Source organism: Shewanella subflava, from assembly GCF_025971955.1.
Lineage (GTDB): Bacteria > Pseudomonadota > Gammaproteobacteria > Enterobacterales > Shewanellaceae > Shewanella > Shewanella subflava.
The window spans coordinates 67579-92817 of the sequence record NZ_JAPDMX010000018.1 but is presented as its reverse complement, the minus strand read 5'-3'; the positions used below and the strand labels follow the sequence as shown (position 1 = coordinate 92817).

General features: G+C 41.2%; 19 protein-coding genes and 1 tRNA gene. 8 read left to right on the top strand and 12 right to left on the bottom strand.

Features of this window, described 5'->3' with window-relative positions:
- Nucleotides 1-69: 69 nt before the first annotated feature.
- The 5 genes from OHT75_RS08160 to OHT75_RS08140 form a co-directional block, all read right to left on the bottom strand.
- Nucleotides 70-1440: a hypothetical protein gene (locus OHT75_RS08160; protein ID WP_264725991.1), complete on the bottom strand. Its 1371-nt coding sequence runs from the start codon at nt 1438-1440 to the stop codon at nt 70-72.
- A 73-nt stretch (nt 1441-1513) separates the two neighbouring features.
- The gene (locus OHT75_RS08155) at nt 1514-2350 is read right to left on the bottom strand and encodes a site-specific integrase (RefSeq protein ID WP_264725990.1); all 837 of its coding nucleotides are present in this window, start codon (nt 2348-2350) and stop codon (nt 1514-1516) included.
- Nucleotides 2351-2547: 197 nt separating this feature from the next.
- Nucleotides 2548-2624 (bottom strand) — tRNA-Pro (locus tag OHT75_RS08150).
- Between the two features lie 175 nt (nt 2625-2799).
- Nucleotides 2800-4593: a DUF3413 domain-containing protein gene (locus tag OHT75_RS08145; protein WP_264725989.1), complete on the bottom strand. Its 1794-nt coding sequence runs from the start codon at nt 4591-4593 to the stop codon at nt 2800-2802.
- 63 nt (nt 4594-4656) lie between these two features.
- A complete protein-coding gene (locus OHT75_RS08140) occupies nt 4657-4869 on the bottom strand; it encodes a YejL family protein (RefSeq protein ID WP_264725988.1) in 213 nt (70 codons plus the stop codon).
- 154 nt (nt 4870-5023) lie between these two features.
- On the opposite strand from OHT75_RS08140, the gene yejK reads away from it, so the two are divergent.
- Together yejK and corA are read left to right on the top strand one after the other, a co-directional pair.
- The gene (gene yejK, locus OHT75_RS08135) at nt 5024-6052 is read left to right on the top strand and encodes a nucleoid-associated protein YejK (RefSeq protein ID WP_264725987.1); all 1029 of its coding nucleotides are present in this window, start codon (nt 5024-5026) and stop codon (nt 6050-6052) included.
- Nucleotides 6053-6305: 253 nt separating this feature from the next.
- A complete protein-coding gene (gene corA / locus OHT75_RS08130) occupies nt 6306-7253 on the top strand; it encodes a magnesium/cobalt transporter CorA (protein ID WP_264725986.1) in 948 nt (315 codons plus the stop codon).
- Nucleotides 7254-7335: 82 nt separating this feature from the next.
- Here the strand turns inward: corA and OHT75_RS08125 are convergent, their stop codons facing one another.
- A complete protein-coding gene (locus OHT75_RS08125) occupies nt 7336-8589 on the bottom strand; it encodes an HD-GYP domain-containing protein (RefSeq protein WP_264725985.1) in 1254 nt (417 codons plus the stop codon).
- Nucleotides 8590-8731: 142 nt separating this feature from the next.
- Here OHT75_RS08125 and OHT75_RS08120 point away from each other — a divergent pair, with 142 nt between their 5' ends.
- Nucleotides 8732-9436 (top strand): 2OG-Fe(II) oxygenase family protein, encoded by a 705-nt coding sequence (locus tag OHT75_RS08120; RefSeq protein ID WP_264725984.1) that lies wholly within the window; start codon nt 8732-8734, stop codon nt 9434-9436.
- 11 nt (nt 9437-9447) lie between these two features.
- Here the strand turns inward: OHT75_RS08120 and OHT75_RS08115 are convergent, their stop codons facing one another.
- From OHT75_RS08115 to OHT75_RS08100, 4 genes are all read right to left on the bottom strand, one after another.
- On the bottom strand, nt 9448-10800 hold the full coding sequence (locus tag OHT75_RS08115) for an ATP-binding protein (RefSeq protein ID WP_264725983.1): 1353 nt from the start codon (nt 10798-10800) through the stop codon (nt 9448-9450).
- On the bottom strand, nt 10791-11465 hold the full coding sequence (locus OHT75_RS08110) for a response regulator (RefSeq protein ID WP_264725982.1): 675 nt from the start codon (nt 11463-11465) through the stop codon (nt 10791-10793). The genes OHT75_RS08115 and OHT75_RS08110 overlap by 10 nt, the downstream gene beginning before the upstream one ends.
- 53 nt (nt 11466-11518) lie before the next feature.
- Nucleotides 11519-12190 (bottom strand): LysE family transporter, encoded by a 672-nt coding sequence (locus OHT75_RS08105; RefSeq protein WP_264725981.1) that lies wholly within the window; start codon nt 12188-12190, stop codon nt 11519-11521.
- Between the two features lie 95 nt (nt 12191-12285).
- Nucleotides 12286-13608: a dicarboxylate/amino acid:cation symporter gene (locus tag OHT75_RS08100; RefSeq protein ID WP_264725980.1), complete on the bottom strand. Its 1323-nt coding sequence runs from the start codon at nt 13606-13608 to the stop codon at nt 12286-12288.
- A gap of 224 nt (nt 13609-13832) precedes the next feature.
- Here OHT75_RS08100 and OHT75_RS08095 point away from each other — a divergent pair, with 224 nt between their 5' ends.
- Entirely contained in the window at nt 13833-16295 is a 2463-nt protein-coding gene (locus tag OHT75_RS08095) for an Ig-like domain-containing protein (RefSeq protein WP_264725979.1), read from the top strand.
- A 304-nt stretch (nt 16296-16599) separates the two neighbouring features.
- On the opposite strand, the gene astB is transcribed toward OHT75_RS08095, so the two are convergent.
- Nucleotides 16600-17934 carry an N-succinylarginine dihydrolase gene (gene astB / locus OHT75_RS08090; protein WP_264725978.1) on the bottom strand — a complete coding sequence of 445 codons (1335 nt, stop codon included), beginning with the start codon at nt 17932-17934 and terminating at the stop codon, nt 16600-16602.
- 357 nt (nt 17935-18291) lie between these two features.
- On the opposite strand from astB, the gene topA reads away from it, so the two are divergent.
- The 4 genes from topA (at nt 18292) to OHT75_RS08070 (ending at nt 23763) form a co-directional block, all read left to right on the top strand.
- On the top strand, nt 18292-20937 hold the full coding sequence (topA, locus tag OHT75_RS08085; RefSeq protein WP_264725977.1) for a type I DNA topoisomerase: 2646 nt from the start codon (nt 18292-18294) through the stop codon (nt 20935-20937).
- A 129-nt stretch (nt 20938-21066) separates the two neighbouring features.
- On the top strand, nt 21067-21780 hold the full coding sequence (locus tag OHT75_RS08080; RefSeq protein ID WP_264725976.1) for a transporter substrate-binding domain-containing protein: 714 nt from the start codon (nt 21067-21069) through the stop codon (nt 21778-21780).
- Nucleotides 21781-21886: 106 nt separating this feature from the next.
- Complete coding sequence (gene yegD / locus OHT75_RS08075; RefSeq protein ID WP_264725975.1) at nt 21887-23287, top strand: molecular chaperone; 1401 nt, start codon at nt 21887-21889, stop codon at nt 23285-23287.
- A gap of 2 nt (nt 23288-23289) precedes the next feature.
- On the top strand, nt 23290-23763 hold the full coding sequence (locus OHT75_RS08070; protein WP_264725995.1) for a CreA family protein: 474 nt from the start codon (nt 23290-23292) through the stop codon (nt 23761-23763).
- A 218-nt stretch (nt 23764-23981) separates the two neighbouring features.
- Here OHT75_RS08070 and OHT75_RS08065 read toward each other — a convergent pair whose 3' ends face one another.
- Nucleotides 23982-25169: a cystathionine beta-lyase gene (locus tag OHT75_RS08065; protein WP_264725974.1), complete on the bottom strand. Its 1188-nt coding sequence runs from the start codon at nt 25167-25169 to the stop codon at nt 23982-23984.
- Nucleotides 25170-25239 lie beyond the last annotated feature (70 nt).

Here is a 25239-nt window from a genome sequence, read left to right as displayed (position 1 = left end):
TGTCTGATTTACTGCCGTGGAATGTTGATCTAGGTAAAGCAGAATAAGCTTCACCGGTTAATTGACCGCTTACCTTTCTACCCGTAAAGATGTTCTTGCTAGGCCCTGGTACAGTGGCGCGTATTGTCTGGTGTGCCGAAATCTATCTTGGGCTTCTTGCGGGTCAATATTATGATCTTCACAAAACCAACGCAGCACGTAGAATTGATCAGGGTTAGGAACTAGGCTCGCCATCCATATTGCATGATTGTGCATTTGGTAACTATTTTGACCATGGCTTTGAGTTGAAACTTGAATGAAATCTTCATGTCCGTATGAATTTTGTTTAGCAACGTTGAGGAACATAAGAGCTTTTTCATGTTCGTCTGATTCATTCGTATAAATCTCATCTAATATGCAGTGAACACCGAAATCATATAGTTCTTCAAATACAGATTTTTGGTATGTGTAGTTTTCTAAGTGATCAAAATTAAAACCGTCTAGTTTATTTCTATCAGCATCTGAAAACGTTTTAGACCATAATTTATCATCACCCAACAATGATAAAATGGTCACATTTTCCTTTTCGTGAACAATTGGTATACCTGTGCCTTCTATCTTCTCAATTGAGATTTGATGATACTGCTGAAGAAGAAAACACAGCAAGCCATGTTCAAAATCAGCACTTGCAATCCATACAGCTGAAGCGTTAGAAACCACTCCAAGCATATCACCGAGTTCAATAGAGCGATAAACAGATTTAGTACCATTGTCAGTTGCAACACGTGAATGATAAACAAAACCATGTTTAGAAGCCGCTGCCAAGTATAGGCTTGCTATATTATTGTAGTGCTGGTTATTGCTGTCGATCCATCCTGACCTCTGTATGTCCATAGCTTTACCAATAAACTGTTTACCTTGATTGAATAGAGCTTTCTCGGCTTCTTTGTCGTTTGGGATTAATATTTCAGAGTTGCTAGCCTTGGATGAAATGGCTTGGGTTAACTCGATGAGTTTACTAAGTTCTGCTGGTGGATTATCTGTATCAAAATCTTTGTGTGAAAACTTGACTGTTTGCTCAGGTGACTCATCAATGATAACTAATTTATCTTGAAGTAATTCAGGTACGATATTAAACAGAGTCATGTGAGTGATCATTAGACAACCGCAATAATTTTGCTTTAACTCTGCCATAGCCCGTTCTTTGACTGTCGGTGTCCATTGAACAGTTTCTACATCTTCAGAAACAATCATTAACTTTTGTGTTTCATCGAGTTCAGTTAAGCGATTACTATAAACCTCGTTCAGCACTTTTTTGGTGGGAGCTGAATAGATAATACATTGCTGAGGGTTTTCAGCTAGTCTAGCTTGAATTTGAGATACGATATAACCTGTCTTGTTGCCACCACAACGGCCATTGATTAGATGAATTACTTTTTTATTATTTGTTGTGCAGTTCAACGCCAAGCCCTCATAATAAGTTTACGTGGCGAAGGTTAGCTGAATTTAGATCAACTAACCTCATTTTTGGTATCTAATCCATTAAATGCGCTAATCCGCTAACATCAAGTTTCACATATCGCTGCAACATTCTAACATCTTGATGACCTGATATTTTAGCTACTATGACGTGGTCTATGCCTTGTGAAATAAGTTTACTTAGCTTGTAGTGCCTTAAGCTATGAACAACGCAATGAGGGCACCCTACAGCGTCTGCAGCCACCCTAAATTGGCGAGTGACATAATCAGGTGCCGCATCAAATAACTTGTGTTTACCACTGTTTATAGCCTCGCTGAGGATGGCACAAGCCTTTTTACTCAGTGGTACAACTCTGTCTCGACCATTTTTTGTATTGCGTAAGTAAATTGTTCTTTGGGAAAGGTTGACATCTTGTACAGTGAGCTTAAGTACCTCACTTCGTCTACATGCTGTTTCAGCTAGCAATTCGATGACAGGTTTAACGTTAGGTGGTAGCAACATAATCATCTGATTTAGTTGACTGTCTGTAGGAATAAACTCTCGTACAGTGTTATCTGTGGGTAGGCGAATGTGTTTAAAGTGATCATCAAATCGCATACTTAAATCACGTCTATACCAGTTCCAGCAGCGTTGTAATGCACAAACATCACGTTTGGCTGATGCAGGCTTAACCTTTGCTAATCGCTTGTCTATGAAGCTTCTGATAATTTCAGGGTTTAAGTCAATCATACGATATTGCCCTAGTTCTTTTTTTAAACGTTTAAAGCGGTATTGCTCAGAGTTTACATAAGCTTTTTGATATTGAGCGACATTACGAATGTAATAGTCGATAGCCTGTGAAATTGAGCTATGTAAATGTGGTGCAGAATGGGTTAATAATTGTACGTTCAAAACACTGTTCCTTTTGGTTCATGCAAAGTGACAGTGGTGAAGCAGTAATTTTGAATCAGTGATTAGCTTTGTTTCGGTGATATGTAGCGCAGCCCGCTAGCCAAGCAAGGTGTTTTTTACCTTGCGTAACAGGGGCTTGCCCCGTTCTGTCATGTCAGAAAAGCAAAAAGCCAGCTTATTAGCTGGCTTCTTTAATTTGGTCGGTATGAGAGGATTCGAACCTCCGACCCCTGACACCCCATGACAGTGCGCTACCGGGCTGCGCTACATACCGATTGTGTTACTCGCGAAGTTTCAAATTAATGGGGTAACTTAGCGAGACAGCACTTTAGCAATTGCCAGAGCTAGACGCAAGTACTTCGTTAATCAGCAATTATTGACTGATTATTATCTATGCAACTGATGAGTGATTGATGATAAATCACAACCTAAACCGCCTTTGAAAGCCATTAGTTTTGGTACAACCTTCTGCCTTCACGCATCACTTGAATCAGTTCTGGTGCGCTCATTTTTTTATTTAAACGCTTATTAAAATCGAGATCGTAGATGCGATATTTGCCGTAACGACTCAGCACTGTGATCTCGTTTTCTTGGTAAATGGCAAACTCACGGCTGTTACCTATGTATATCCAAGATTCACTGTTGGGCTCTAGAAGACTTCGGCCTGCACTGTATTCTTCACTGGGAGTAGTACAGCCTAATATTTTGCTTAAAATGGTAGGGGCGATACCGTAGTGACTTGTACGGTAGTTGATTTTGCCTTTAGGCATTTTTGACCAATGAATGATTAGCGGTACTTTGACATTACTTGGTGACAAGTCACGTCGAGCATCTTCAATATCACTGGTGAACACTTGTCCGTGAGTACCCGTTATTAATACTATGGTATTTTCAGGTAGGGTCGGTAAAAGCTCACTGAGTTGGTTATCAATAAATTTTAACGATTGGCGATACTGATTAAACAACACTTTTTGCGCAGGTTTTAGGGGCACTGGCGATTTAACGGTTTCAATACCTAAAAAACCCACTGGTGTATCGTAATCCTGTGGAGCACTTAAATTAACAACACTAAACCAAGGCGTGGTTTGAGTTTGTTGCCATTGGTTAAATGCCGTCATACTTTGAATATCGCTTGTTGCTGTGCCGTCGTCGCTTTCACTAATAATAGCGGTAAAGCCAGCAAACATGGCTCCCATAGAGGCTAATTCAGTGGTTGTGCGTCCGGTAAATAACCCTAATTGGTAACCCTGACGGGTGAGTTCTTGATTCATGACTGGGGCGATGACATCAAAATCTCTTTTATCATTATAGTTACCTTGTAGACCATACATTAACGTAAACATACTGCTGTTAAATTGGGGGCCGCCACTGTGATGCTGCGTAAATGTCAGTGACTCATCGGCATAACGGCTCAAAAACGGCATAGTGACGTCATCAACCATGTCGGCACGCAAACTATCAATGGTCATTACAAGAATATTCGGCTGGGTTTTTTCTCCTTTACACTGCAATGGCACCATTGGGTAGTGTAAGTTTGATGTTGTGTGAGGCTCGGTTTCATTAATGATAACCTGGCTTTCTACACCATGGTTTTCCATAAAGCTTCTTGCGGTGGCAGGGTAAGAAACCGGATAGGCATCATCATAACGGGTTATGTCTGTAACGTTTGCTGCATCGGCCCAAATGTGTACCAAGTGGCTGCTTACAAAACACATGCCGACAAACAGTACCACTTTATTGCCCCATTGTTTCTTTTGAATTTTATCAATTCGCTTCCAGATAAAGTTGGCCGCTGTGAGTTCAATAGCGATAATCGCAAGAGGGGTAATAATATAGGACGTACTGTGCAATAACGCGTTTAAATCTTGCCATGCAAGGTCAAATGCAAATGGGCTTAGGTGGATACCGTAATCGTCGTAAATGATGGTGTCGTATAATAAAATATACAACCCCATAGAGGCGATGAATGCCGCATAACCGCGCAAAATTTTTGAATAGGGCAAAAGCAGGCTGATTGGGAAAACAAACAGCACATAAACAATAAATGCTAAAAAGGTGAAGTGGCCAATTGTGCTGAGGGCAAGGTACCCCCAGCTAATTAGCGATTCAGGTTGACCTACGCTACTGATGTAACGGGAGCCGATAATCATGGCAAGTAAACCATTAAAGAAGGCAAACCAGTGCCCCCAATTAATCAGGCGCGAGACTTTGTCTCGCGTCATCTGTTTTCTGCGCTCGATCATGCGTTAAATCATCCCTAAATTATCAACAGTGGAATAAGGCAAACTAAATTCACAATCAATTAACTACTTAACTGATTGAGTTAACGCTTTAGCAAATTGTTCTGCCACCATTTTGCGCGACTCTGCTGGTACTTTTTTTTCTAATAAGTGCGTTACGCAATTGCCTAACACCATTAAACTGAGATCGGTAGGGGCTTGATGCTTGTTAAGCAGCTCTAACATTTCGGTGATTAGGGCTTCTACTTGAGTGTTACTGTATTTTGATTGAATGGCCATAATTTTTACTAGAGTGAATGAGTTATCAATTAATGCCTATGATAACGGATTTCAATCAAGCTCGCCTCATGTTTTCTGTACCGTCGTGGCTAAAATCGTTATATCATAGCCCACTTCCTTAACAATATCTTGGTCACTGAAGGTTAGCGGATTTATGACGATTAGTATCGAACAAGCCATTATTCATGAAATTTCACTCGACAGTCAGGGGCAAATGGCCTGCAGATTACGTCCACAACCCTTACTGAATAGTCAGGCCGTGGAGGCGATGCTTGAAGAGTTACATCAAACCTACTCAGGCAAAGCGGGTAAAGGTTTTGGCTATTTTGGCGTACCGAATGAAGATGGTGACGCTAACGATGCTTTTGCTAATGCGTTACAGGCATATCGTGATGGTAGATCAGGTTTTGTTGATTTTACTGTTGTCGCGAGTCAATTATTGCAAGCCGAATTAGCTAAATATGATTTTTCACAAGGCGGTTTTTTATTGATGTCTTGTTATTCTGCGATGGCAAGTGATTACTTATTTGTGGCTTTGTTAAGTGCGAAATCATCGATGACTGTATTGGATGATATGGAGTTATCGCAAAATAATCACCTTGATTTGAATAATATTCAGCTAGCGGCACGTATTGATTTAACTGAGTTACAAGCGGATAAAGCTTCAAAAAAATACATTTCGTTTATTCGTGGTAGAGCAGGGCGTAAAGTTGCAGACTTCTTTTTAGACTTTATGGGCTGTGTTGAAGGGGTTAACACCAAAGCGCAAAATAAAACCCTGATTCATGCCGTTGAGGATTTTGTTGCGGGTAGCGAATTAACCAAAGATGAAAGGCAGCAATGCCGGGACAGAGTATTTGAATATTGCGCTGAACGTGCTGAAGTTGGCGCCGATATTGAAGTAAAAGATTTAGGTGACACACTAGCAGACCAAGGCATGGAGTCATTTTATGATTTTGCCTGTGGTGGTAATTATGAATTAGATGATGAGTTTCCTGCTGATAAAGCCAGCCTTAGAAGTTTGAAGAAGTTTTCAGGCACAGGGGGCGGAGTCACACTCAGTTTTGATGGTGGCCATTTAGGTGAACGAGTGATTTACGACCCTATCTCTGACACCATTTTAATCAAGGGTGTACCGGCTAACCTTAAAGACCAATTAGATCGTCGTTTAAAAGGTGAATAAGACTTTAGTATTTGTACAGTGACTAAAGCCGTGAACAAAAAAACATCTATTTTAAATTAAGCACCGACTAAAGGTGCTTTTTTATCACCGATAAAGTGGAAAAATACTGCTTTGAGGTAAAATTTAGGTATAAATCGATTTATTTCACGCTTTTTGCTTTTCATTGAATTTAAAATTAGTAAACTAGCGCCAGTTTATACTCACACCTTTGTGTTAAACATTTGTGTGCACCGCATGTATATGGGGAACTTCTATGATCACCGCTTACGCATATCAAGACCGTAAACTCATTATCACTGAGCTGTCAGTTCAAGACATTTTACCAGATAATACTCTGTGGCTAGACTTATTTAAGCCCAATGATGAGGAGCGTAATTGGTTACGTCGATTTTCAGCTGAGGAAGTGCCCGACGAAGAAGATATTAAAGAAATCGAAGCCTCTGCGCGTTTTTTTCAAAACGAAGATGGCTTACATATCAACTCGTTATTTCCTCAACGAGCGGGTTCGGATGTCCGGGCAGTCAACGTGTCGTTTAACTTGCGTGAGCATTTTTTATTGACCATGCGTGAAGAAGACATAGGCCTCATCCGCTTGCTACGTAACTATATGCGTTTAGGCCGTCTTGAAACCGAAACGCCGGAAGGGTTATTACTTGAACTGTTTACCCTTAAGGTAGATTATTTATCTGACTTAATTGAAGATGTTTACACAGTGCTGGATAATTTAAGCGAACAGGTATTTAGCGACGAAGAGCTTGATGCTGTGTTTAAACAAATTACTTTGCAGGAAGATTCAAACGGTAAAATTCGCCTAAGTTTATTGGATACCCAGCGCTCGTTAAGGCATTTACAGCGTTATTATCGCAAACATTTGTCAGATGAAAACTTAAAAGACATTCGTGAAATGTTGTCAGACATTGAATCACTTATGCCCCATAGCCAGTTTATTTTCGATAAGTTAAAGTTCTTATTGGATGCGGCAATGGGTTTCAGTGGCCTGCAACAGAACAAGATTATTAAAATTTTCTCGGTATCTGCCGTGGTGTTTTTACCGCCAACATTAATTGCAAGTAGCTACGGGATGAACTTCGCGTTTATGCCTGAACTTGCTTGGCAATATGGCTACCCACTCGCGGTAGGATTAATGTTTGCCAGTGCGGCGGGAACGTATTTATTCTTCCGCCAAAAGGGATGGCTGTAGGTTGATTCTCATGCTTTAGCGTTAACGTTCAGCGACAGATTAAACAAAAAACGGACACTCATCAGTGTCCGTTTTTTGTTGGTTAACCTTTGCCAAAGGCATAGCTGATATTGTCGCGTGGACTTAAATATTTGTGTATTTTTTCAGGCAGTGCAGCTGCGGGCAAGCTGCGAACAATGCTCATGCCTTCCTTTTCTAATTCAACAATCGGTGCTTGCGCAACGGGGACAATTGGGTCATAAGCGATGATGGCAGGGTAGAGAATATTGTTAAGATTGACTGACATTACCATCCCAAAATGACCATTAGATAATTCAACGACACTGCCTGGCGGGTAGATCCCTAATAACTTGATCAGCTTTTGTACATATTCTAAATTGAGTTTCTTTTGATAGTTTTTATACAGTAACCCAAGCGCCACGCTAGGTGTTTTCGCTTTAACAAGCAAACTGCCATTACATAGGTTGTCATATTCATTCACTACGGCCAGTAGTTGAGAGAACTTATCCAATTGTTCGGCTTTTAATCCTTGAGGCGTGCCACTTCCATCGAGAAACTCGTGGTGGTTGGCGATCATAGGTTTCGCTTCCTCAGGGAAAGTATCGGCTAATTTTAAAAAATTCAGGCTCATTAAAGGATGCTGTTTAACCAGATTTTCTTCTGGTGTGGACAATGGCACCACTTTATTCAAAATACTCGATGGAATTTTAAGTTTACCGATGTCATGAAATAAGCAACCAATGCCGATTAATTCAATTTCTTCTCGGGTCCAATTTAATTCTTTAGCCATTAACATGCACATCATCGACACATTTAAAGAGTGGTGATGAATAACATCAGATGCTTTGGCATCACTCATTAAGTGCAGAGCAAGATTATCTTCATCTAGTAACATGTTCGTTAGGTTACTGATCAAGTCTTTGGCATCATTAATGGCATTGAGTGGACGACTAGACACTTTACTGACCATTGACCGCATCATTGAAATAGAGCGTTCAAATTGTTTTTCGGTTTTCTTAATGTTGCGCTTCAGTTGTTGTTGTTTTTCAATTCGCTCGGATTTGTAATCAAGCATTTCTTGTCGGATCCCCTCTAAGGATGCCGTATCAACAGGGGCTGTAGCGTTTTGGTTCTCAGTCGTTGTTGGCGTAATCTCACTTCGTTGTGGGTCGTACAGTACTTCTTTTACGCCTAAGGATTTGATTAATTCAATTTGCGTTTGTGAGGTAATTTTGAACTTGCTAAACAGAAAAGGGTGATCTTTCCAGGAGACTGGCAGGCTGACATAAACTCCTACTTTCAGTTCTGAGACGGCAATTTTTACATTTTTTTTCATAAAGATGGGTGATTAGGCTCAGGTCAAATGCATTCAAAAAAAGGGTTTCACTTCAGCGTAGTATAAAACTTTGTCTGACTTTACAAATTGATCACTTACATGCAGCATATTAACATTAACTTTATAAATTAAGCAGTGAAATATGGACTTTATTGAAGTATATCCCAATGCAATTAGCGATGAGCTATGCGATAAATTGATTGAGGCGGTAAAAAATCATCCAAGTGTGATCCAGGGCATTACGGGCAATGGTGTTGATGTCTCAAAAAAGTTAAGCCGAGATTTAATGTTAGATCCCCACCCTGATTTAGCCGATCTAAGGAATGAATTGCTGCAATTGACACTTGCGAACAGTGTGGAATATTTTAAAAAGTATGCCTTAGCCTTAATGGGGGCGGTTTCTGTGTCGGTGAAGGATGAACATGGCCATGCAGTAGCGTTGCAACCTGACAATTTCGATACATTGGGCGCAGATAAAGTTAATGCTATTGTGCGTTATTTATTTCGCAGCGGCACAATTAATGTGCAACATTATCAGCAGGGTAAAGGTGGCTATCCACATTGGCATTCGGAACAATTTCCTCAGCAAGGTCACAATGAAGCATTACACCGCGTTGTACTGTATATGTTTTATTTAAATGATGTGGAAGAGGGCGGAGAAACGGAATTTTATTATCAGCAACGTAAAATAAGCCCTAAGAAGGGCACTATGGTGATAGCGCCAGCCGGCTTTACCCATAGCCATCGTGGTAATGTGCCTATTAGTGGCGATAAGTTTATTGCGACATCTTGGATTATGTTTAATCGAGCCGAGCAATTGTATGCTTCGATTTCACCGAGTCAGTAAGGCAAAAACCATTAACTCGTGTAAGGCAGCTCAATAATAAAAGCTGCTCCTTGCAGATGGCTGGTTTTAATTTCGAATGAGCCACCATAGCTGCTGACGAGTTCCACACACACGGCTAAACCGATACCTTGCCCTGCGTACTGCGTATCAGCGCGTCCCCCCCTTTGAGTCACTTTTTGACGGTAGGTTTCATCAACACCCGGACCATCATCGTCTACCTGTAACTTCAGTAATCCATTGGTTTGTTGTTGTGCCGTGATTTCAATGGTACTGATGCAAAACTTGGCGGCATTTTCAATCAAATTGCCACACAGTTCCATTAAATCGCCCTTACTGACCGGAAACGCTAAATCATTAGGGCAATGTAATATGAAGTTGATATTTTTACTTTGATACAGCTTAGATAACATTTGAATAAGCTGATCAAGAATCGGTTTAATGTCAGTGTGTTCTTTTAATAATCCCTGTCTACCCATCATGGCGCGTTTTAGTTGATACTTAACAAGGTGGTCCATGTCTTGGATTTGCTGCTGTATTTGCTGGTCCTTGTCTTGCTGTGTCAGCGATGAATCATCAATCAATGCGATACTTGCCGCCAAGCGGGTTTTTAAGCTGTGGGCAAGATCATTCATGGCATCTTGATAACGACTTTGGCGCTGCTGACTTTGAATAATTAATTGGTTTAATGCCTGAGTGATTTCTTGCAACTCAACCGGGTAATCATCGGACAAACTTTGTTGCTTGCCTTGCTTTAGCTTCAATAACTCTTGCTTTAATTGCTTTAGCGGTAGCATTCCCCAGTAAGCGGCACTGATTAACAAAAAGATGGCGGCACCAAGGACAATGGCTAAACGAAAATAGGTTAAGCGATTGAACTTTTTTAATTCAGCAATGATGTTTGCTGCATCTTTTAGGATTAATAAATGGAATGCTTTACCATCAATAACCGTGCTGAGTTTAAACACCAGATATGAGGGTAATCCATCAAAATCAAGATAGTAGGCTTGATAATCATCTTTGATGTCTAAATATTTTTCGCAAATATCCGTAAGCTGTAAATCTTTTGCCAGTTGTGAGCGCCATAGGCTGGTAAAATGATCATTACAGGTCGCCATAATGTAACTGGTTTCTATGTTGTCATTATCTTCGGCTTGAGTGATGGGGATTAAGTTGTTTTCACGAAACTCAGCCGCAATAACCGGTAGCTCTGCAATATATTCAGCGGTAATTTGGGCGTAACGATTTTGGGCATGTAATACTGTAACCAGCCAAGCAAAGCCAAAGCCCACTAGAGCGATGATGCTCAAAGACGTTACAAACATTCTTGTTAATAAACGTTTTTTCGGTTTGTATATTAATTGCATGGTAAGTTAAATTTATACCCTTGGCCGCGAATGGTCATAATGGCATCTTCAATGCCACCATTGGCGAGCTTTTTGCGTAACCGACTGATCATCACTTCAATCGTGTTGGGGTCGCCCTCTTTGTCACCGTATACGACATCTAATAAGCGTTGTTTAGCCACGACTTCATTACAGTGGCGCATTAAGTATTCCAATATGTTGTATTCGAAGGCTGTAATGTCCAAATGTGCTTCATTCAGGTTTACCTGTTTGCTGGCTAAGTCAACAGATAAGGTGCCACAGCTGATCATGGGTTTAACAAACCCCGCGCTTCGCCTTACCAAGGCATCTAGTCTGGCAATCAACTCTTCTTTTTGAAACGGTTTTACTAAATAGTCATCCGCGCCTGCATTTAAGCCTTCTACTTTATCTTGCCAGTTGATTCTTGCCGTTAAAATCAACATTGGGGCTGTCACTTTGGCTTCTCGTAATGACTTAATAAGGCTGATCCCGTCTTGATCTGGTAACCCTAAATCGATTATTGCGATATCAATCGGATAGTTCGTTGCCTGAAAGAAGCCCTCTTTGGCGGTAGCGGCAACCTGTACCTGATTGCCAAGCTCAGTGAGTTGCACGTCTAAATGATGAGATAAAATGGCATCGTCTTCGATCACTAAAATCCGCATGTGCAACTCCTTTTACTGCAAATATGGTTACTGTAAATAAACGAACTCGTGAGTTAAAAGCTGCTTATTAAGCTGATGGCAATGGTAAAAGACACTCCGATAAAAATGATGCCCACTAGCCCATCAATAATATGGCTAATACCGAGTAATTTTAGTTGAATATTGGGTTTGGATAATACCATGGCTAATAGAGTAAACCATATCAACGATAAGCAGAACAACAGCAATGTTGCTGTGGTTTTGGTCGCGAAGTTAACCTCAGGGGTGATCAGTACGGTAAATAATGTGATAAAGAAAATTAATGCTTTAGGGTTAAGTAAATTAGTTAACAAACCGACTTTAAAACCGTTAAACACTGACTTTTGTGGAGCGTCAGCAATCACCGAGGCAACAGTTTGAGAGGGCGCATCCGTTGAAGCTGCAATAGCTTGAAAGCGCCCTATGGCTGATTTCAGTGCTTGAATGCCCATCCAGGCTAAATAACTCACTCCGACACATTGAACTAAGGTGTAGGCAAGCGGAGATTGACGGATCATTAAACTGATCCCCAGCAGTGATAATAGTGTGTGGATTAAAATGGCTATTGAAATGCCCAACGCGCATGCTATAGCGGTTTGTCGATGTTGTTGGGTGGCCATTTTTACAATAATAGCGAAATCAGGCCCTGGACTTATTAATGCGATGCAATGGATAACAGCTAAGCTAGCTAATAGGGTAAAGTCCATTTATGTTCCTGATTGTAATATAATTGTTTTGATATTTATAAAGTAAAAATAAAAAAGGCGCAACCAGTGCGCCTTTGAAAGAATGCCTAACATCGTTAGATTTTTGAATTTGCTTTCAGATTCAACACTTGTTCTTCAAAGCTGGTTGCAGCTTTACCTGCTTGTGAGTCGTTGAAAACTTCCTCGCTGAATGCCCCTTCGGATTTGGCAATAATAACCGTTGCAACGGTATCGCCAGTAACGTTGACAGCGGTTCTTAACATATCCAATAAACGGTCTACACCAATGATCAAGGCAATACCTTCTACAGGCAGCCCGACTTGGTTTAATACCATCGCAAGCATGATCAAGCCCACACCAGGAACACCCGCGGTACCAATTGAGGCTAAGGTTGCTGTCACAACAACCATAGCATAATCAGTTAAACTCAGTTCGATACCAAACACTTGAGCGATAAATACGGTCGCCACACCTTGCATAATCGCAGTACCATCCATATTGATGGTTGCACCAAGTGGTAATGTAAACGAAGCAATTTTGTTATCGACACCCATACGATGCTCAGAGGCCTCAATCGTTACCGGTAACGTGGCATTTGAACTTGCTGTGCTAAATGCGAATAATTGTACGTCGCGCATTTTACGTAAAAACATTAATGGGTTTAATCCAGAAAACACTTTTAACAGTGCTGGATAAACCACTAGCGCTTGAATTAACAGCACTGCGACCACTAGGAAAAAGTACTTTACAACACTGCCGAAGGTTTCCATTCCCAACGTTAAACTCAATTTCGCCATTAACGCAAATACACCATAAGGTGCTAACTGCATGACTAAGGTAACAACGCGCATGATGATTTCGTTTAAATCGTTGAAGAACAGAGCAACTCGCTCACCACGTTCACCGATATGGGAAATAGCAAAACCAAAAATCACCGCAAATAAGATAATTTGCAGCATGTTACCTTGTGTCATTGCTTGAATTGGATTGTCAGGAACAATATTGATGATCACTTCAGATAAGCTTGGGGCTTCTTTAGCAGTGAACTCCATCGTTGAACTCACTAAACTGGCATTGCCAGGGTGAATCAAAATGGCGGCAATAATCGATATCGTTAATGCAATAGCCGTAGTGAACAAGTAAAACGAAATGGTTTTACCGCCTAGTCGGCCCAGTTTTGAAGGGTCGCTTAATGAACAGGTACCACAGACTAAAGAAACAAACACTAACGGTACGACTAACATCTTTAAACTGGAAATAAATATTGCGCCGATAACGTGCAATAATCCTTCTGTGATGTAATCTTTAACAAATAAACTATCAGGCAAAAGGTTTCGTAGCAGCAAGCCAAGTAAAATACCTGAAGCCATGCCAATTAAAATTTTACTCGTAAGTCCGAGCTGTTTTTTATTGCTCACAATCGATCCTTCCAATTATTTTTCTAAGTATTTGGGGGCTAACCCGTTAAAGCCTAGCAGGAAAGGGGGACTTATGAAATGGTATAAAGGTTAAAGTTTATGTCTAAATGTGCCGATTAAAGTGGTTAGGTTGTGGCATAGTTATCAGATATTTGTGTATTATTGTTTAATTGGTAACTATTATAAATCATAAGTATTATTCTAATGTAACAGGGAGCCTGACAATGAGGTCAGCAATTAAAGTTTATTTAGCACTAATTTGTTCATTTTTACTCTTCGCCTGTGGTGGCGGTGGCAGCATTACCGATGACGGTAATGGTGGGACACCAACGCCAGTAACAATTTCTATTGCTCTATCTATCGATAACACGCAAGTCTCTGTTGCTGAGCCCGCAACAATTACCGCTACAGTTGTCGATTCGACAGGTAGTCCGGTCAGCACTCTTGTCAGCTTTGAATTAAATGATGACAGTTATGGTACGTTTTCTCCTGGCACGGGTCAGGTATCTACCAATGCTGATGGTGTTGCAACGGTTATTTTGAATACAGCATCAGTCAATACGGGCGCAACGGTCACCGCGACAATCAGCTCAGGTGAAACAGCATCATTAAATATCACCATGGTGGGTGACGGTGGTGAAGCTGGCGGTGGTGCTCAAGTTTCTTTAGTATTAACCGATACCTCAGGCACGCCTGTACAGACTATCAGTACATTATCTCCGGGTAAGTTAACCGCTACCGTAACAGGTATCAGTAAGCCTACTATTGTGACTTTTGAATCAGATATTGGTGACTTACCCATTAAAACTGCGGTGACTAACTCAGCAGGTAAAGCCGTTGTAGATATTTATGCTGGCAGCGCGTTAGGCGCCGGAGAAGTTAGAGCAACGTTACCTACAAATGAAGTGGGTAAAACCATAGTTGTTGTTGGTGCAACCAATGTCGTGATGGGCAGTGGCTCGGATACTTCTTTTGTAGCGGGTAAAGCGGAAGTTAGTACTGCAAATTTATCAGCTGGTGGCACTGCAACAATTACAGTTCGTATTCAGGATGAACAAGGGCAACCGTTCAATCAACCTGTTGATGTAAATTTTTCATCAACTTGTGCAACTAAAAATCCGCCACAGGCCGAGTTAAGCTCTCCTGTTTCATCAAGTAATGGTGTGGCAACGTCAACCTATCTTGCCCAAGGCTGTGTCGGTGAAGACCAAATCAATGTAACCGCAAATGCAGGTGGGATTAGTTTGTCCGCTGTTGGTACGATTAATGTTTTACAAGCGGATGTGGGCAGTATTTCATTTGAGTCAGCTGCTCCTGAAAATATTGGTATTTTAGGCACGGGTGGTATTGAATCATCTACGGTTAAATTTAAAGTTCTGGATAAAAACGGTAACCCTGTAAGTAATCAATCCGTGTCGTTTAAATTGAATACCGCTGTTGGCGGTGTTGCGATAACCCCAACAATAGCCACAACCAACAACCAAGGTATTGTGCAAACGGTTGTTACCTCAGGCACAGTAGCAAGTTCACTTCGTGTTACGGCAACGGTTGAAAATGGTGCCGTTCCTGCGATTACTAGTCAGTCGAAGCAGTTAATTATTTCAACAGGTATTCCAGATCAAGATAGTTTCTCATTATCAGCTGAAGTATTAAATGCGGAAGGCTGGGATATTGACGGCACTAAAGTTGTTGTGACTGCGCGTTTAGCTGATGCCTTCAATAACCCTGTTCCTGATGGAACAACAGTATCATTTACTACTGAAGGCGGTTCTATTGAAGATGCGTGTCAAACAGTAAAAGGTGCCTGTTCAGTCAATTGGACTAGCCAACTACCTCGCCCTGAAGGTGCGGTGCTGATTGATGGCACTGGCGCTATGGTGCGTAACCCAATGTCGGCATTATCTTATGATGCAGCATTAGGTTTGTATGGTAATTTTTATGGCCAAAAATACGGCGGCCGTGCAACGATTACCGCGACAGCAATCGGTGAAGAATCTTTCCCTGATTTAAATGGTAATGGTCGATTTGATGCCAATGAGTTGAATGAGTTTAAAAATGGCGTTGATGTGACGGGTCAAGCGTTTGATTTAAATGATGCCTTTAATGACTATAACGAAGACAAACTATTTAACCCACAACAAGTGGGGGGCCAGACCGGTGGCACATTAGAAGAGCTGATTGATTTTAATTCAAATGGCATCTTCGATGTTAAAGATGGTTTATATAATGGTGTGTTATGTTCATCTCCTGCACATGCGGGTTGTGCCGATGGCACCAATAATTCTAAATCATTATATGTTCGTCGTAGTTTAGTGATGGTGATGTCAGGCAGTACGGCCTATGCAACAGAGTCAAGCCAGATATTAATCGATGATAGAGATGGTCAGCATTTAGGCGGCAATATTACTATTGTGGGTAAAGGGTCTGCTTCTGTGTTCTTCACTATTTCAGATTTACACAATCAGCAAATGCCAGCGGGCACAATCGTCAGGTTCAAAACCTCAGCGGGTTCGGTTGTCAGTGCCAGTGAATATGTATGGCCAAGCACTAACTATAATGGCGGTCGAGATTTTGGGGTGACCATTAAAGGTGAAGATGAGCCAAACACTGGGGTGTTTTTAGTTGAAGTAGAAACACCAGGCGGGACAGTGACAGAAGTTGTAGCGATTGGCGTGACAATTCTGTAGCACATCTGTTGTTTCCAAACGATATAAAAAGGCGCATTTTGCGCCTTTTTATATACCCATCAGAGTCAATAGGTATTCAGAAATAGCGAAGAAAACAAGCATAATAACAAGGAAGGTTTTTATGCTAAGTCTTCATTATATAATCTGACAAGTTAACATAGTTATCTTATATTTCAATAGGTTAGGTTAAGTTGTTAATTATCACTATGGGTCTCATTTGTGTCTAGAAACACGCCTTAATACCCATAAAAATGCCGCGGTAATAAACGGCGGCATGTTCATCTACTTGAGTAGCAAATATCAATTACTTTTGGAACTGATAAACACTACCTAGTTTCAATATCTGCGTTAATTCATCTAACGCTGTGCGAGACTCAATAATCAATTGTGGGTCGGCTAAGTCTGCTACCGTTAATGTGTCACGGTAATGTTTATCTACCCAGGTATTTAATCGGCCAAATAACACGTCATTCATCAACGTGTGCTGATTAACGGCGGCAACTTCTTGTTCATTCATTGCCACCCGCAGACGTAAGCAAGCGGGACCGCCACCATTTTGCATGCTTTGTTTTACATCAAAATATTTGACTTGCTTAATTGGCGTGCCTAATGTGGTTAGCTCATTTAAATATGCAAACACGGCTGGATTTTCCTGGCAATCAGTGGGGGCAATGATGGCCATTTCACCATTTGGCAAGGTGATAATTTGAGTATTAAATAAGTAACTTTTTACGGCATCATCAATCGATACTTGTTCTGTCGACACTTTTACAAAATGTACTTCAGCGTTCATTTTTCTACGGATCTCTGCAAATTTGGCTTCGGTATCTAAAAATGCTTGCTCGTGATAAAACAACACATTTTGGTTACCAACAGAAATCACATCGTTATGAAACACGCCTTGGTCAATGACCGCTGGGTTTTGTTGCATAAAAACACAACTTTCATCTTCTAATTGATGTAATCGAGCGACCGCTTGAGAAGCTTCTAATGTTTGACGGGCAGGGTACTTAGCAGGTTTTGGTGCATTAGGATTGGTGGCACTTTGACCATATACAAATAACTCTACACCCGCTTTACCATAATCACTGCATAAACGCGTGTGGTTAGCGGCACCCTCATCACCAAAGTTGGCATGCTCAGGTAAATGCAGATGATGTTTGAAGTGACGATCATTATTAAATGTGGCTTTTAAAATATTACCCGTTGTTAAAGGTTCAATACTTCTGTGCAATTTATCCACAAGGTTGGCTGGCGTGAAATGCACTTTGCCATCTCGGGTGTCAGCAGAAGGAGACACTGTTGCGGCATTGGCGGTCCACATGCTTGATGCGCTACAACAAGCGTTAAGTAAAGTAGGAGCCTGCTTAGCTGCTTTTTGCACTACTTCGGCGTCAGTTCCGTTAAATCCAATTCTGCGCAGTGTATAAAGGTCTGGGCGCTCTTGAGGGGCAAGTACACCTTGCACCATACCTAAATCGGCAAGGGCTTTGGCTTTTTGTAATCCTTGTTTGGCGGCACCTTTAGGGTTAGAGGCTTGGGCAGCATTAGAATAAGACGCCACATTGCCAAAAGATAAACCAGCATAATTGTGTGTGGGCCCAACTAAGCCGTCAAAGTTTGCTTCAAATTGCTTCATGGCTAATCCTTCTTGATTATAGTTATTGTGATTTCGACATGGAAATAACGTTAAATTTGCATGTAAGAAATGACGAAATTACCGCAAGTATACGCAAGCTAAGCAGGTTAACAAACTGTTGGTTTTTTGTGCTTAGAGCCATTTTTGACTAAAAATGCACTCAATTGCCTTTCAAAACTGATTTATTGAGAAATTAGTTTTAAAAATCGCATATTATTTTTTCCATTTTTTTATTTTGGTAGAAAAATCACTCACAAATGCACATAAAAAGCAGATTTACTTGAAACTCTTGTCCTAACACTCTATATATGGAATCAATTTTGTTACTTTCTGAGACTATTTGGCGCAAATCAAACTATGGGTAAATCGTTAGTTATTGTCGAATCGCCGGCCAAAGCCAAGACTATTAATAAATATCTTGGTAAAGAATTCATCGTTAAGTCGAGCGTAGGTCACATCCGTGATTTACCGACTTCGTCCACTTCTGATGGAACTCCACCAGCTAAAACGGCTGCTGAAGTTCGTAAGATGTCACCTGAAGCTAAAGCTAAATATAAGCAGGCAAGAGATAAACAAGCGCTAGTTAGTCGTATGGGGATTGACCCTGAAAACGGCTGGGTAGCGAAATATGCCGTATTGCCGGGTAAAGAAAAAGTGGTCAAAGAGTTAAAGACCCTTGCAGAATCCGCTGACCAAATCTATCTCGCAACCGATTTGGACCGTGAAGGAGAAGCTATCGCCTGGCATTTACAGGAAATTATCGGTGGTGATGCTTCACGGTATCAACGAGTGGTATTCAATGAAATTACTAAAACAGCCATTCAAGATGCGTTTAGTAAACCGGCAACATTAGACACCAATATGGTTAACGCGCAACAAGCTCGTCGTTTTCTCGACCGCGTTGTTGGCTTTATGGTTTCTCCATTGCTTTGGAAAAAAGTGGCAAGGGGATTATCGGCCGGTCGTGTACAATCGGTTGCGGTTAGATTAGTTGTTGAGCGTGAAAGTGAAATTAAGGCATTTGTGCCTGAAGAATTTTGGGACATCCATGCGGATTTAATTACCAGTAAAGCTGAACAGCTTAAAATGCAGGTGATGAAATACCAGTCAGCCGCTTTTGAACCGATTAATGAAGCCCAAGCTAAAATTGCTGTCGATGCCCTAAAGGGTGCATCTTTCAAGGTTACAAATCGTGAAGATAAAGCAACATCAAGCAAACCTTCAGCACCTTTTATTACATCTACATTACAACAAGCTGCAAGTACGCGTTTAGGTTTTGGCGTAAAGAAAACCATGATGATGGCGCAACGTTTATATGAAGCAGGGCATATTACTTATATGCGTACTGACTCGACAAACTTGAGTCAAGAAGCGCTTGATAATGTACGTGAGATGATCAGCAAAGAGTTTGGCGATAAGTATTTGCCTGCTGATCCTATTCGTTATGGTAGTAAAGAAGGCGCACAAGAAGCGCATGAAGCGATTCGTCCATCAAATGTGGCCATTCAATCGGCTACACTATCGGATATGGAGCGTGATGCGCAACGTCTTTACGAGTTAATTTGGCGTCAATTTGTGGCGTGTCAAATGACACCAGCACAATATGATGCAACGCGATTAACTGTCGTTGCCGGTGATTACGAATTAAAAGCCAGCGGACGCACATTACGCTTTGATGGTTGGACGCGTGTTCAGCCGCCAATGAGTAAGAAAAATGAAGATACTAGCACCTTACCTGTTGTAGAGGTTGGCGATAGTTTAACGCTTGAACAAATACTGCCTAAACAGCATTTTACTAAGCCACCTGCGCGTTATGGTGAAGCATCATTAGTCAAAGAGTTAGAAAAGCGTGGTATTGGCCGCCCTTCGACCTATGCAACCATTATTTCAACCATTCAAGACCGAGGTTATGTGCGGGTTGATAATCGACGTTTCTTTGCTGAGAAAATGGGTGAAATCGTTAGCGAGCGTTTAGTTGAAAGCTTTAAAGACTTAATGAGCTATGATTTTACTGCCAGCATGGAGCAAACATTAGACGATGTTGCCCAGGGTAAGCTGGATTGGAAAAAAGTGCTTGATGGTTTCTATGGTGATTTTACCAAGCAATTATTACTGGCTGAATTGGATCCAAGTGAAGGTGGTATGCGCCTAAACGATCCGGTATTGACTGATATTGAATGTCCGACATGCCAACGTAAAATGGGTATTCGTACCGGTTCTACCGGGGTATTCCTTGGGTGCAGTGGTTACGCATTACCCCCTAAGGAACGTTGTAAAACCACGGTAAATTTAACCTCTGGTGATGAAGCCATCAGTGACAATGAAGATGCGGAAACCGATGCACTTCGTGCTAAACATCGTTGTGGTAAATGTGGCACTGCGATGGATTGTTACCTGATTGACGAATCGCGTAAATTGCATGTCTGTGGTAATAATCCAAGCTGCGACGGTTATGAGATTGAAAAAGGTCAATTTAAAATAAAAGGTTACGAAGGACCGCTGATTGAGTGTGACCGTTGTGGCCATGATATGGAATTGAAAAACGGCCGCTTTGGTAAATATTTTGGTTGTACCAACAGCGAATGTAAAAATACCCGTAAACTCCTTAAAAATGGAGAAGCAGCGCCACCAAAAGAAGATCCTATCTTCCTACCTGAACTGAAGTGCTCCAAGTCAGATGCGCACTTTGTGTTACGTGATGGTGCTGCTGGAATATTTTTAGCGGCCAGTACCTTTCCTAAGTCGCGCGAAACCCGTGCACCCTTAGTGGAAGAGTTAGTAAAATACCGTGATCTGCTTTGGGATAAGTATGCATTTTTAGCCGATGCGCCCGTTGAAGATGATGACGGAAATAAAACCGCGGTTAAATTTAGCCGTAAAACCAAAGAGCAATACGTTGCGACAGAGGTTGATGGTAAAGCGACCGGCTGGTCTGCCAGATATGTGGGTGGAAAGTGGGTGAGTGAATCGACTAAAACCCCAAAGAAGAAAGCTAAAAAATAAGTTAACTGCTGTATGAATGAGTAAAAGCCATCATTTTTGATGGCTTTTTTTATTCGGTAAATAAATTTAACAGCGACTAGGGAGTGAACTAAAATATGTGTATGAGTTAATTAAAGCGGGTCGTTTAATGTGATCTTTCGTATTGTTGTTTTGCTTACTTTGTGGCTATTAACGGAGTTTGCTGTTGGGCAAGACACTTTTACTAATGACAAGGTGAATACCGTGCAAGCCGTTGGAGACTTTGAGGTGATTGCGGTCGAATATCCCCCCTTTACCACTATGGGGGAACCCGAACACGGTATTAATTTTGTGTTACTTGATAAGTTAATGACAAAGTATGATATTCATAAACCGATCCCCTTATTTTTACCTCCCGCTCGAGCACAACTTCAAGTGCAGTCAGGTAAATGGTGCTTAAGTTTTTTCCCTCCACCGAAATACTTACTCAGTACTTTTTTGCCGTTAAGCGATCAAAAAGTCATTCTGGGATTATTTCGCCGTACTGAATCTTCAAACTTTGATTGGCAACATCTGTCTGAACTTAAAGGGAAGAAGCTCGCGCTCATGCGTTACAAGCATGAAGGCCCATTCCAGAAACAGTTTATTGATGCCGGCATTGAAATAATACAAGTGGAGTCGTTAGCACAAGGCTTTAAAATGTTACAGTACAACAGAATTGATTTGGTTTTTTCAAACCAATTTCCTGATTTTTTTAAGCAACTACCTGAGTCCGAACGTGAACTGTTTCAGTTTTCTAAGACGTCGATATTAGAAACAAATGTGGGTGTTTATATCAATAATAACTGTTTAGAAATTTATCGGCCATTGCTTTCTACCCCATAATCATGTTGTAAAAATCACCAGTCACCTTGATTAATCCGCATAAATTATTTTTTTAATCCCCTAATGTGGTAATTTGTTCGTTTGATTTTTTAAAACGGTAGATTTGATGATTGTTGGTTTTGATTACGGAAGTGCTAACTGCTCGGTGGGAATGTGGGAAAGTGGACAAGTCAAACTACTCCCTTTGAGTATTGATTCTAACTATCTACCATCAACACTCTATGCAATGGACCGAGAGCTTATAGCTGAAGCTGTTTACCTTGGATTAGCTGATGAGTTAAAAGCTGAATATTCTCATTTACGCAGTGCGCAATTAATACGAGCTAAGCAAGTTCGCCATGAACTCGATTTACTCGCTGATGAACAAGTTGTGTTTGTCGGTCAATCAGCCATAGATGCCTATTTGGAAATGCCCGAAGAGGGCTTTTATGTTCGATCACCCAAATCATTTTTAGGGGCAACAGGTTTACGCCCTGAACAAGTCGCCTTATTTGAAGATATTGTGACTCTGATGATGATGCACGTTAAGCAGTTGCTTGACCAACAACTGAATGCTAAGGGCCTGCCGAGTGCCTCCCATGCGATGATAGGCCGTCCAGTTAACTTTCAAGGCATTGGTGGAGAGCAGAGTAATCAGCAAGCTGAAGCCATATTGACCTTAGCCGCGAAACGGGCAGGGTTTATTGAGGTTGGTTTTTTGTTTGAACCATTAGCCGCCGGTATGGATTTTGAATCAACCTTAGTTGATGCCGCTAATGTATTAGTTGTGGATGTCGGCGGGGGAACAACAGATTGCTCATTAGTCAAAATGGGTCCAGAGCGAATGAGCACTGGCCAACGAGATAAAGATTGTTTAGGCCATAGCGGTCAACGTATTGGTGGTAACGATTTAGATATCGCCTTAGCCATGCAAGGATTTATGCCAAGCTTTGGTAGTGACAGCAAAATGCTTGATGGTAAGCCGATGCCATCAAATCTATTTTGGAATGCCGTGGCAGTGAATGACATTAGCGCCCAGCGTGATTTTTACCAATTAGCGAGCAAAAAGTTAATTGAAATGTTGGTGAAAGAGGCCCAATCCCCCCATTTACTTAATCGACTGCGTATATTGCAACAAAACCAAATGAGTTTTCAATTAGTGCGTCAGGCTGAATTAGCTAAAATAGCCTTAACTCAAGCCCCCGTCCATCAGGCATTTTTGGCTTTTATAGAAGATGATTTTTCGGTTGAGGTCAGTGTTGAGCAGTTTGAGCAAGCTATAACACCTTCGTTAGATAAAGTGAGCCAATTAATGCAACAGGCAATGACCAGTCTTGATGTTGATGGTAAACGTTTAAATAGCCCTGATATTGTGTATATTACTGGAGGAACGGCACGCAGTCCGGCTATTTATAATCAAATTGCTAAAGTTTATCCCGATGCAAAAGTGGTAGTGGGTGATCATTTTGGTTCAGTCACTGCGGGATTAACCCGTTGGGCACAACAATATTTTAAGGTAACTCAATGAACATGAAATTAACGTTATTATCCGTTGTTACACTGGGCAGCATGTTACTGGGTTGCAGTGACGATGTAGGCAAAGTCAGTTTAGGGTTGTTTACTACTAAAGATGTGATTATCGATGCGAAACATGACCCTAAAATTCCTGGTGTAACTTGCCATATTAGTCGAATTAAAGCCGATTTAGATTTTGCCGACCCATCCGATATGGGGATCAGTTGCCGTCAAACAGGGCCCATTAGTGCCAATGATCTTGCTGACATTGATATGAGTAAAGGTGGCGAAATTGTCTTTAAAGAATCGTTAAGTATTTTGTTCAAAAGCTTGAAAGTAAGGCGTATTTTAGACAAAGAAAATCAAACCTTATTATATTTGTCATATTCAACCAAAGAAACCAATGGCAGCCATAAGCATGCTCTTTCAACGGTTCCGTTATATGGTACCCAAGCCTGGAATGCGTTAAACCCCGAGAATAAAAATTAATTTTATCAACAGGTTAAAATTATTTAACAAGTGAAATGTCGAACATTGTGGAATGTGAATATTTTTCAATGTCATTTTGAGTTGTTTATGACGTTTGTGGTCTAACCGTGCACGGTTGTTATTGAGCTTAATCGTAAACAAATCATCAGATTTGGCATATCAAAAAGGCTACGATTAACGTAGCCTTTTGAGTTTTTGGAGTCAGTTGTGTGATTGCGTTATTTTAAAGCCTGATGATAGCGTTCAAATGCGCGTTCAAGATCGGCAATCAAGTCTTGGGGATCTTCTAACCCAATATGCAACCTGATCAGTGGCTTGGAACTGTCCCAGTGGGTTGCACTGCGAATTTTATCAATGCCAAACACGCCCAGAATTAAACTTTCATATCCACCCCAAGAGAAGCCCATTTTGAAGTGTTGCATGTTTTCAACAAAGGCTGTGACGCTGCGTAAATCTCCTTGCTTTAACACAAACGAAAATAAGCCATTCGCGGATGTGAAATCACGTTTAAAAAATGCATGTCCAGGGCAGGTGTCAAATGCCGGATGCCGAACATGATCAACCTCAGATCGTTGCGCTAACCAATTAGCCACTTCTAAACCATTTTTATGGTGTTGTGCCATTCGCACACCTAAGGTGCGCAAACCTCTAGCCGCTAAAAATACGTCGTCAGGAGAGGTTGTTTGACCCATTAGGTAACTGTTTTCACGCAGTTGTGGCCAGTAAGTTTCATTCGCAGTCGCTGTACCCATCATCACATCAGAGTGACCAACGATGTATTTTGTTGCCGCTTGAATTGAAATGTCTACCCCCATTTCGAAAGGGCGTGAGTTGATAGGGGATGCCCAGGTATTATCTAACATGACAATAATATTGTTTTCGTGTGCTACGCGACAAAGTGTGGGGACATCTTGAACTTCCATGGTAATTGATCCAGGGGACTCAAGAAACAGCACTTTTGTATTTGGGCGAATGAGATCGCGGATATCGGCGCCTATCATTGGATCATAATAAGTCGTTTCAATCCCAAAACCTGCCAGCATTTTGTCACACAAATCACGGGTGGGCTCGTAGGCGGTATCGACCATCAATAAATGGTCTCCCGACTTTAAAAACGACAACAAAGCCGCACTGATGGCGCCAGCTCCTGAGGGATATAAAGCGGTTCCAGCACCGCCTTCAAGCTCGGCAATCGCCTCTTGAAATGAAAAATGCGTTGGTGTGCCACGGCGACCATAAAACAGCTCACCATTGGTTTTGTTTTTAATGGCAAAACGCATGTCATCCATAGTGTCAAACACCACTGTTGATGCTCTAAACACTGGCGGGTTAATGATGCCCTTGGTGTATTTTTTGTCTCTGCCTAAACTTACAATTTGAGTCGCTTGCTTGTCGTGTTTTGTCATTATGAATTAATCCGTTAAACTTGATTTAGCCATCCTACCATCTATACGGCTAAATAAAAGAGGGAAGTTG